The organism is Gemmatimonas sp. UBA7669, assembly GCF_002483225.1.
In the GTDB taxonomy this organism is placed as follows: Bacteria; Gemmatimonadota; Gemmatimonadetes; order Gemmatimonadales; family Gemmatimonadaceae; genus Gemmatimonas.
Genome location: NZ_DLHL01000063.1, coordinates 243,357 through 252,846, shown reverse-complemented (window position 1 = coordinate 252,846; position 9,490 = coordinate 243,357). Strand labels below are relative to the sequence as shown.

Sequence of the window (9,490 nt, the reverse complement as noted above, 5' to 3'; positions counted from 1 at the left end):
GCCGGCTCGCTCGTCGGCTCCGGGGTGCGCATGGCGTCCGTGGTGCCACGGGCCAGCGCCGCAAACGCATCGGCCAAGGCATTCGAGGCCGGCGCGTCGCTGGTCTCGGGGGTGGGCACCGGCGTGCCGGTGTCAGCCGGCGGCGCCGCCGGCGCGGCAGCGGGAGCAGGCGCAGCGCCCGCGTCAGCGGGCACCGGAACGACGGGCGTAGTGTCGAGGCTCATGAGGAGGGCGACGGGGAAAGGTTACGCCCCCATGCCGGCAGGCATGGCAGCGGTGGTGCCGATGACGCGAGGGGCGAGACGCCCGGGCATGCCATCGGTGGGTGGAGTGGGTGGCTCCATGCCGGCAGCCGGTGTGGCCATCGACTCGGCGCGCACCTGCGACGGGCGCGGACGCGCGCCACCGGGCGCCGGAGGACCAGCCGGCGCACCAGCCGGCGCACCAGGTGGCATACCGGCCGCCGCCGCGTAGGCCGCGGCTTGGGCTTCGGCCTGCTGGATGGCCAGCGCCTGCTCGTGCATCGCGCAGTGGAGGTCAAACGCCTCGCGCGCGAACGGATCGAGCTTGAGATACTCGCGGGTTTTGCGGAACCCGTTGTGAATGCGCAGATGCTCGGCGTGGTCGTAGAACGGCAGCACCGGCACCGGCTGCCCGGTGAGCAGCGCGCCGTTCTCCTGGTCGGCCGTCTGCGCGTCCACCGTGCCGAAGCGCGCGACGCGCGAGAGGTGCGGAAAGCGCGACATCTCGAGGAAGCGCTGGCGCACCGTGGGGTCGGCCGGATCGCCGAGCACCGCGTCTTTGTACAGCGTGTAGAGCCGCGCCTGGCGTTCGCCGCGCGACTCCGGCATCATCGACTCAGTGTCGGGCTGGACGTGCACGTTGCCCTGCTCGAACAGCTGCGGCATGACGAGCACGCTGCGCGCCAGGTTGTCCTCGCCCGCATCACGCACCACGCGCGGCTCGTCGTAGATCAGCGGAAACAGCGCCATCCAGTCTTCCGCCATGCGCGCCATCTCTTCGGTCATGCGGCGCTGCGTGGGGCCGACGTAGCGGTCACTGTCGTACCGCCGCTCCTTGCGCGCCTCGCCGGACTCGTCGGGTGACATCGGTTCCCCGCCGGTGCCCTTGAGCGCGCCGATGGTTTCGATTTCGTCGCGCGCCAGCTCGGCATCCTGCAGCACCGCCGATCCGAGGGGCGGCGGCGTCATCCACCGAATCGGATCGTCGCCGTTCGCGCGGAAGTTCACCTTGAGCGCATCGCCGGGCGCGTTGGTCCACTGGCCTTCTTCGAGGCCCGCCGCCGAGTCAATCAGCGCCTTGGGGTTCGCGGTGAGCGTGGCGTGCTCGCCCAGCTGCCCGCGCCGCTTGTTGTATGTGCGCTGCGGGCCGTTGAGCGCCGACTGCGGCGACGTGCCGGCCGGGCGGCCTGGGATGTTGAGGAACGTGGCGCGGCGGATCGGCGAGGTGTAGGGATACGCCACCGGCCGCGTGCCGTCGACCAGAATGCGTGTGGCCGTGAACACGGTGTAGCGCCCACCGGGCGAGGTCGGCGTCTGCCGCGTGGCCGCGTCGCGCATCGAGGGCCGCTGCCAGTATTGCCACACCTTGACGAGGCCGCGCTTGGCGCCTTGCGCCGGCCCGGTCTGGCTGAGGAGCGTCGTATCGCCCGGCAGGAAGTGGCCGTGGCCAAAGAGCAGCGCTTCGAGGCTGCTGTTGATGTCGGTGGAGCCGCTCGCGTCCGGCTCGACTTCGACGCCCCAGATGTCCCACACCTGCTCGGGCGTGTAGAAGCCGACGCACATGTGCCACGCCTTCTCGTGCCACGGGATGCCCGCGCCGAACTGGCCGCGCACACAGGGCGCCGGCAGCACGTCGACCACGACCTGCCCTTCGCGGTCGTAGTACGGCTCGGCGGTCGGCACGAGCTGCCCGCTCTCGGCGTCCATGTACGCGGCGGGCGCCCAATCCTCGCCCAGCGGCACGTTGTCGGCTTCGATATCGCCGGTCCCGTCGGGGCCCGGCAGCGGCTGGCCATCCGGCCCGAGCAGCTCGACGCGCGTGCGGCCGACGCGCGGACGAAAGGCGCCCTTGGTTAGATCAATGCGCGACATCCAGTACACCTCGCCCGACGGGATCAGCCAGGCGTACAGCCGGTCGATCACCTCGGTCATGCCCGCCTGCTTCCACGCGAGCTTGAACAGCGTGTCCTGCACCTCGGCAAGCTGCGCGTCTTTCTCGTCAGGGCCCGGCACGAACGTCAGCACCGGCGGATTTTCGGTGAGCCGCGCGTGCGTGATGGTGAACCACGGCAGCAGCAGGTTGACGACGGGGCGCTGCCGATAGCGGCGCTCCTCGTCGGTCATCCACTCGCTCACGTCGAAGTGCCGGCCGAGCTGTTCGTTGTACTGGATCCACTGCCGATTGGAGAGGAACGACACGTTCTCCTCGATCGACAGGTCGCGCTGGCGCATGACGTGATTCTGCGCGCTCCACTCGCCCATGAGGCGCGCGTGCAGCACACCGTCGACGGTGGGGTCAGCAGTGCGCGGCTCCTTGCGCAGCAGCGGCATACGCGCGGTGGCATCACCGCCGCCGCCGAGCAGGCCCGCGCCTTCGGCCAACAGCGTGGTCGAGGATTCGCCGGTCATCTACTTGCCTCCCTTGCCGCCGTGGCGGTGGCGCTTGCGCCGCAGAATGTCGGCCGTGTCCTCGCCGCCCACCGGATCGATGGGGTCGGGCGGATCGCCGCCCCCGCTATCATCCCACCAATGCAGCCAGCTGAAGAACGCCCACATGTCACGAGCCCCCGGCCGGGTTGGCTTCCGTGACCGCCGGTGTGCCCGTCACGGCCGCCGTGTGGCTGACGGTCGCGTCGTCCTCCTTGTAGAACGTCGCCGTGCCGCCAGAGACGGTGAAGCGATTGCGCAGCGCGCGAAGCGCCTGACGCACCGTGCGCACCGTGCTGCTGCCCGAGTCGGTGCCGGTGGCGAGGTTGCGATCAAGGAACGCGTCGGCCAGCTCCGCGCTGTTGTCGGCCACCGGATCCACCGCCATGATCAAGTTTGGGTCCACCTGAATGAACTGGTAGCCCGTGAGCTTCGGCATACACACCACGCCCGCTGAGCCGCTGGCAAACGCCTCATCGGGAAAATCCGCGCGATGCAGGCCGTTGCCGACGTGACGCCAGCCCCAATTGGTGTGCGTGGCCGTGTCGCTGGCGAGCGAAGCTGGCGCGGGTGTGTCACCCACCACGGCCTTGACGGTCGCTTCGCGAAGGCGCGTGTATGCGAGCTCGAGCCCGGCGGCATCGTACGCGATGCCGGCGGTGACCACGGCACCCGTCGCGATTTCGACGGCCAGGAAGTACAGCGTGACATCGGTCGCAGCAGCTTGAATGGGGCGGGCCATGGTCGTCAGTTGTTGAGGAGGTGAGCGAGGGTGGCGGCGGAAGGGGCGGAGGGAGCGGACGCAGGGATGTACGCCACGCTAGCGGCCACTCGTGGCGCGTTTTCCAGCGTGCTAGACCAGTCGAGAGTCGTGGCGGTTCCTGCTGCTGCGCGCACCGCAGCAGCCATTATACCAACTAGATCTGGATCACCTACCGACTGATTTGCTGACTCGATCCCGGAGGTTGTCGTCAGCGTTTGCGCTTCCTTGGCCACCATACCGCCAACAACTAGATCGCCTTCCTCAGTGGTCGCGTTTGATCGCGTCGTGAAGTTGGAGGGGTACGCCTCCGATCCGACGCCGCGCCGTGGCGTCACAGGATCCACGCCAGACAGCGGATGCGCAGCAAGCGCCACATAGGCCGGATTGGGACAGCGCACGCGAAGCGTCAACGCGCCAAAGGCTGGGGCATCCAAGTCCCAGATGCCGATGGAAAGGACATTGCCGGTGTCCTTGCTGGTGCGGCGCGTTAGCTCAGCGGCGCCGAGCCAAACTGAGATCTGATCAATGCGAGTCGACAAGGTGGCCAGCACGACCGACAACGTTGACGATCCCTCCGCAATCGTGACAGAGAAATCTCTGTAGAACGAAGTGTCGTAGTTTCCCAGGTCCCCACCGCCAACTGCGACTGTGCCGGGCGTGATACTCATGTAAGGTCCTCGAGGTCGAGCGCCCATGATGGCACACCATTCTTGGCTATGCGGATGTCATCCACATAGCTGGACTGCGTGGCCGGCGCGTTGTCGTTGTTCCAGTAGGTGTGCAGATAGTGTGCGATGACGCGGTGATCGGCCTCGTTAAGCGTCTTAAGCCAATTGCCATAGGTCCCCAACTGAGTGGCTGAGTCCATAACAAGCGATCCATTCTCCCAATGGCGAACCCTCGCCGATCCGCCGAGCGCAGCCGGCACATCGCTGAGGTCGATACAGACCGTCTGGCGCACCCACTGATCACGCAGATAGCGCCTCGCGCTCCCTGCAAGCACCCATTCAAATTGTCCTTCAAGAATCCACCGATAGGTCGAATCCGGTGTGCCGAGTACATCGTCGTTGATGTAGCAATCGAGATAGCCAACGTGCGTGTCGGCCGCGGTTCGCGTCAGGAAGCGGAGGTACTTGAGCCAGCCGGGCGTAGTGCTGAGGATGTAGTCCTCCGGCATCCAGTAATAGTGTTGATACCAGAGGCGGTCGCCTTTGAGCAGCGGTGATGGCAAAACAATGATGCCGCCCCATGCGCCGAATCCTCCTTGTCCCTCGGTAATGGTCATCTTGCAAGAGCGAGCACCGGCAAAAACCTGTTCCGTTGTGTACACGGAATCGCCAGCGTCCCCGTCGAACCCGTCAGCGGTAGCGTTCGCTGACGCGCCGTTGGCTCCGCTATTGAAGTCGCGCAGGATCTCCCAATCCGGCGTGATGGGTTCAGGCGCCACCTCCCCCACCTGGACACCCCTGACCAACCGCGCCGCCACCACGCCAGCGGTGCTCACGGCTTCGGCCCCACCAAGCGCGTGGCGAGCGTGACGGCCGCCCACTCGACGTAGACGCCTTTGATCGGAATGGAGATGAACCACTTCTGTACCGTGAACAGCGTGCCGGCTTCGTCCACGCGCGCGCAGAGCTGGTCGACCAGCTCCCACACAATCTCGCGGACCATGTCCTTCCAGCCGTCGCCGAAGGCGAGCTGCAGGACGGCGGCCTTGCCGCTCAGCTGCGAGTACTGCGACAGAGTGCTCATGCGTTCCAGTCTCCCGGCCAGACGGTGTACGCGGTCTCCGGCGTGATGGCGTGCTTCTTGTAGCGCCAGCCCTGCTCGGGCCAGTGCACGCAGAAGGTGGGATGCGGAAAGCGCGGCGAGACGAGCGCGTGGTGGATGAACCCATCCTCGGGATACCAGATGATCTGACCCGAGTGTGCGAGCTGATCCTCGGCGATCAGCTGCGCATAGGTCACCAGCGCCTGGCGCATGTCGTGCGTGTGCCAGTCCGCCGCCTGGCCGGCCACATGCTGCGAGGTCGGCGAGCCGCCCACCGCTTCATTGAGCGCGGTGGAGCGATAGCCCGACGTGATGCGCATGGCCATGCCGAGGCGCTCGCGCACGAGCTGCAGCTGCTCGGCGAGAATCGTCACGCGCGGAATGAGCGCCGGCGGCACCGGGCGCACGAGGTGCGGGTGCGACGCCGAGACCGCGAACTCCGACAGCCGGAAGTGGCGCGTGAGCTGGCGGTCGCCCGGCGCCATCGGCTTGGGCGGCGTCGGCGTGTTGCTCACAGCGCCATCCAGTCCACGAAGTTCACGGTGCCCGCGCCGCTCGGCGTGAACGTGATCAGTGCGGACGCTTCGCCCGCAATGTCGGGCGTCGTGAGCAGCGTCTCGACGTTCGCCGTGACCGCCACGGGCGTGGGGTTGCCGGCGCCATACGGCACCACCGACGGGCTGTTGAGCGGCCGGACAAACTCCAGCTTGAGCGTGCCGGCCGCCGTGCTCTTGAAGCGCACGCGCCCGCGCGAGGCGCCCGCACACACCACCAGCGCCGACAGCGGCACGCCGTTGGTACAGCTGGCGCCCGCGTAGAGCGCGGCCACGTTCTCGACCTTCTTGCCGGCCGTGTCGATCGACTCGTGGCGGATCCAACGGTCAGGGCCGGGGGTCCCGGCGCGCGTCGTGGTCATACGGGCTCCTGCGGGTTATAGGTCTTGTCCAGCATGGCCATGGCTTGCCGCATGGCCTCGTCCATCGGGAGGTACTTGCCGGCCGCTCGCGCGGCGGCCTGCAGCTCGGTCGCGCCGCGCACCACGGCATGGGCGCGCGGCAGATCATGCGCCAGGCGCTCTTCGGGCTCGGGCGGCGCGTGGAAGCGCGTGGCCGGCTGCGTGGCCGGATAGACGCGCTCCAGCATCGGCGCGACTTGGCCGGTCCACACCTGGGCGGCCGTGGTCTCGAGCATCGCGCCGAGCTGCGCCACCGTGTCGGCGGTCAGCTCGTGCGTGTGACGAATCGTGAGGTTGAAGGCGCCGCGCGTGGTGGTCGGCTTGGCGGGCGCATCGTCCCGGCGCCGCAGCAGCAGCGACACCAGCACGGCAATGACCACGATGGCCACGAGGTCGAAGTAGGGCAGGGTGATGGTGGGCATGTTATCCGTAGGCGTCCACAGGGCTCAGGCCGCGCTTGGCGGCCCGCGGGCGGTGCGTGGCCGTGCGCTTGGCCTGCATCTCGGCGCGCAGCACGTCAGGGTCGTTGATGCTCCACTTGCGGTCGGCGTAGGTCTCGCGGGCCTTGGCCGGGCGCGAGTGCACGGCGTAACGCAGGCCGTCGTAGCCGTCGTCGCCGCCCTTGCCGTCCGCATCGGCGTCGACCTTGAGCACGTCTTCAGGGTCGTCAGGATCGGTGACCAGCGCTTCGAGCTGCGCGAACAGCCGGCGATTGCCGGGCGTGTCCATGAAGCGGAGCCGCGGCTCGCCGTCCTCGCCCTGCGGGCCCATGCCGCGCCAGGCGAGCAGCTCACGCAACGTGCGGTAGCCGTGGTCACGGTCGGTGTTGGCGCGCGTGACGATGAGGCCGCCCTTGGTGTAGCGATCGGCCGTCGACTCGGCGTCGACTTCCTCGCGCCGCGCCGCGTGCACGTGGAAACAGTCTTGCCCCGCATACACGATGCGGGCTGCCGGCGCCCGCTCGGTGATCTTGCGGGCAATCGCGCTGTCCTTGTCGTGCCGGCCCCACAGCGTGTCGCCGACCCACAGCGCGCCGTCCTCGTCGACCGCGTACCACACGTAGACCCACGGGTGCGCAAAACCCCAGTCGTGGCCGCCGTAGATCGGCCAGTGCGGCGGCACGGCAAAGCGCCGGCAGAAGTGGCGCGACACATCCAGCTCAGGGAACGCGGCGCCCTCGGGCGATTCCCACGAGCCGAACAGCAGATACTTGCGGTCGCGCTCCGACATCGCCATCAGCTGCGCGATGTACTTCGGATCGTTGGCGTAGATGGGGTTGTCCCACACCTTGCCCGGAATCCAGCGGCGCGACTTGTACTCCACGAGCCCGTTGGGCAGGCGGTAGCGCAGGAACACCCGCCCGCCATCTTCGCCGCATGGCGTGATAAACCGGCGCTTGATGTAGCCGTGATTGCGCTGGCCCGGGTTGCCGGTGGTGAGCGCCTGGCACTTCACGCGCGCATCCGGCGAACGCAGTTCACCCAGCATCAGCTCGTAGGGACGCGGGTTCTTGGCCTTCCCGAACTCGTCCCACACGAAGAAGTTGGGCTCCTTGCCCTGCCAGCGCTCGGCGTCCTTCTCGGTCTCCATGTAGCCGAACGCGATGTAGGCGCCGCTCGGGAACACAAAGCGCCGCTGCTCGCCGTTCCACGCCGGCTTCTCCGGCATCTGCTTGTACATGGCATGCGCGCGGTCGAGCAGCTCTTGCACCTCGCCATACGTCGAGCGCACGAGCACCGCCTTGTACGTCGGGAACTCCACCTGCCGCGTGGCCAGCGCCACGGCCAGCGTGGTCTTGCCCGGGCCTTTGGCGCCGCCGAGGAACACTTCGTCCTCGCCCGCCATACACGCCTCGGTCTGGAAGCCGGGGAACGGCCGAAACACCACCTGTTCGGTGGCGTCGGGCTCGTACTGCACGGCATGGACCAGCCGAGGCGCGGCCTGCATCATCCGGCCCGCGCGGTGACCTTGGCGTACACGTCGGGCTCCTGCAGCACGAGCACCGCCTGGCCGTCGTGCTCCGCATCGGCGCCCGTGAAGTGCGCATAGAGCACACGATCCCCGACCGCCACGGTCTTCACGTCCGGGCCCACGGCCACCACGACACCACGGGCCGGCCGCTCCTGGGCGGTCTCGGCCACCAGAATGCTGCCGATCTGATCGGGCGCCGCGTCGGGCAGCACCACCACGCGATCGAACAGCGGCTCGAGCACATCACGCGGACGCGCCTTGAACTCGGACACCGGGGCGTCGCTCACAGCGCCCCCTCGATGCGCGTGACCGTATCGTGCGCGCGGCTGATCGCCGTGTTCAGTCGGTCACGGATGGCGTCCACGTCCGCCAGCAGTCCGTTGCCGACCTGCAGCCGATCCGCCTCCTTCGCAGACGCCATCGGCACCGAGCTGACAATGCGCGCCTCGACACTGAACAGACGCACCGCCAGCCGCTCGGCCAACTCCACCAGCTCGGCCACCTCCGTGAGCGCCTGCGTGGCGTTCGTCGAGGCGGGGGCGGAGGGAGATTCAACGAGAAGCGCCCTGCTCGGTATGCCAATGGCACGACCGAACTCCCGACCTGCGCTATCCTCCGCCGTTTGCGACGCACTCTTGTACAACATCGGGCTCCTGGGGTTGTGGTCATCCGGCCGATACGCCGCCCACCACGCGATCTGCGCGGCGTCGGCCTCGTGGCCGTGCTCGAAGGGACCGAGCGTGGCATGCGGCTCGGGTAGCCGCACGTAGAAGGCGCCCGTACAGCCGTAGTGGTGCCACGGCTGCGGGCCGGCGAGCGGATCGACCGCCCGCTTGGTGCGGCTCATCGCTTGGTCGTGCGCTGCCGTTCGAGCGCACGGCTGACCAGCAGCACGAGCGCACACGCGGCCACCACGCCCTTGGTCCAGTCGGGGCCGAACACACCGAGCAGCACCGGCAACGCCGCCGGGTCGGTGAACTCGGCGGCAATGGCGACCACAGCGGCGACCACAGCGGTCAGCTGCGAGTAGGGCGGGGCGAACCAGCGGGCGAGGGTCTCACGCATGGCGGTGGCTCTGTTCGAGGAGGGACACGCGCACCACCAGATCGGTGGTGGTGGTTTTCAGGGCATCCACCAGCCCATGTAGCTCGTTGGTGTTGTTGTCCGTGACGCGGCGGTGCTCATCGAGCCGCGCCACGAGGTCGGTGAGGATCGCTTTCAGCTCCGCGAGCGAGACGCCGAACGGCGCCAGATCCTTGGCCACCACCAGCCGAATCACGAACAGGCCCGCCAGCGCCATGGCCGTGGCCACGGTGACGGCGGTGCTGAGCACCAAGAGGACCAGCTCCACGGCGCTCATAT

14 protein-coding genes and 1 pseudogene are annotated in these 9,490 nt (G+C 68.1%); all 15 read right to left on the bottom strand.

Annotation, left to right across the window (positions count from 1 at the left end; translation table 11 throughout):
- Nucleotides 1-224: pseudogene (locus tag B2747_RS20105) on the bottom strand (hypothetical protein); the annotation flags it as partial.
- Nucleotides 225-245: 21 nt separating this feature from the next.
- Nucleotides 246-2,651: a hypothetical protein gene (locus tag B2747_RS20100; protein WP_291165352.1), complete on the bottom strand. Its 2,406-nt coding sequence runs from the start codon at nucleotides 2,649-2,651 to the stop codon at nucleotides 246-248.
- Nucleotides 2,652-2,798 (bottom strand): hypothetical protein, encoded by a 147-nt coding sequence (locus tag B2747_RS20095; protein ID WP_291165350.1) that lies wholly within the window; start codon nucleotides 2,796-2,798, stop codon nucleotides 2,652-2,654.
- A 1-nt stretch (nucleotide 2,799) separates the two neighbouring features.
- A complete protein-coding gene (locus B2747_RS20090; RefSeq protein WP_291165348.1) occupies nucleotides 2,800-3,411 on the bottom strand; it encodes a hypothetical protein in 612 nt (203 codons plus the stop codon).
- A 5-nt stretch (nucleotides 3,412-3,416) separates the two neighbouring features.
- Nucleotides 3,417-4,100, bottom strand: coding sequence for a hypothetical protein (locus B2747_RS20085; protein ID WP_291165347.1), 684 nt, complete (start codon nucleotides 4,098-4,100; stop codon nucleotides 3,417-3,419).
- The gene (locus B2747_RS20080) at nucleotides 4,097-4,936 is read right to left on the bottom strand and encodes a hypothetical protein (RefSeq protein ID WP_291165345.1); all 840 of its coding nucleotides are present in this window, start codon (nucleotides 4,934-4,936) and stop codon (nucleotides 4,097-4,099) included. Before B2747_RS20080 ends, B2747_RS20085 begins: the two co-directional genes overlap by 4 nt.
- Nucleotides 4,933-5,184 carry a hypothetical protein gene (locus B2747_RS20075; RefSeq protein ID WP_291165343.1) on the bottom strand — a complete coding sequence of 84 codons (252 nt, stop codon included), beginning with the start codon at nucleotides 5,182-5,184 and terminating at the stop codon, nucleotides 4,933-4,935. Before B2747_RS20075 ends, B2747_RS20080 begins: the two co-directional genes overlap by 4 nt.
- On the bottom strand, nucleotides 5,181-5,717 hold the full coding sequence (locus tag B2747_RS20070; protein ID WP_291165341.1) for a D-Ala-D-Ala carboxypeptidase family metallohydrolase: 537 nt from the start codon (nucleotides 5,715-5,717) through the stop codon (nucleotides 5,181-5,183). The genes B2747_RS20075 and B2747_RS20070 overlap by 4 nt, the downstream gene beginning before the upstream one ends.
- Nucleotides 5,714-6,118 (bottom strand): hypothetical protein, encoded by a 405-nt coding sequence (locus B2747_RS20065; protein ID WP_291165338.1) that lies wholly within the window; start codon nucleotides 6,116-6,118, stop codon nucleotides 5,714-5,716. Before B2747_RS20065 ends, B2747_RS20070 begins: the two co-directional genes overlap by 4 nt.
- Entirely contained in the window at nucleotides 6,115-6,579 is a 465-nt protein-coding gene (locus B2747_RS20060) for a hypothetical protein (RefSeq protein WP_291165334.1), read from the bottom strand. The genes B2747_RS20065 and B2747_RS20060 overlap by 4 nt, the downstream gene beginning before the upstream one ends.
- A gap of 1 nt (nucleotide 6,580) precedes the next feature.
- Nucleotides 6,581-8,107, bottom strand: a complete 1,527-nt coding sequence (locus B2747_RS20055) for a hypothetical protein (protein WP_291165329.1) — start codon at nucleotides 8,105-8,107, stop codon at nucleotides 6,581-6,583.
- Entirely contained in the window at nucleotides 8,104-8,415 is a 312-nt protein-coding gene (locus B2747_RS20050; RefSeq protein ID WP_291165327.1) for a GroES family chaperonin, read from the bottom strand. Before B2747_RS20050 ends, B2747_RS20055 begins: the two co-directional genes overlap by 4 nt.
- Entirely contained in the window at nucleotides 8,412-8,975 is a 564-nt protein-coding gene (locus B2747_RS20045) for a hypothetical protein (RefSeq protein ID WP_291165324.1), read from the bottom strand. Before B2747_RS20045 ends, B2747_RS20050 begins: the two co-directional genes overlap by 4 nt.
- Nucleotides 8,972-9,193, bottom strand: a complete 222-nt coding sequence (locus B2747_RS20040) for a hypothetical protein (protein WP_291165321.1) — start codon at nucleotides 9,191-9,193, stop codon at nucleotides 8,972-8,974. The genes B2747_RS20045 and B2747_RS20040 overlap by 4 nt, the downstream gene beginning before the upstream one ends.
- A complete protein-coding gene (locus B2747_RS20035) occupies nucleotides 9,186-9,488 on the bottom strand; it encodes a hypothetical protein (RefSeq protein WP_291165318.1) in 303 nt (100 codons plus the stop codon). Before B2747_RS20035 ends, B2747_RS20040 begins: the two co-directional genes overlap by 8 nt.
- Nucleotides 9,489-9,490 lie beyond the last annotated feature (2 nt).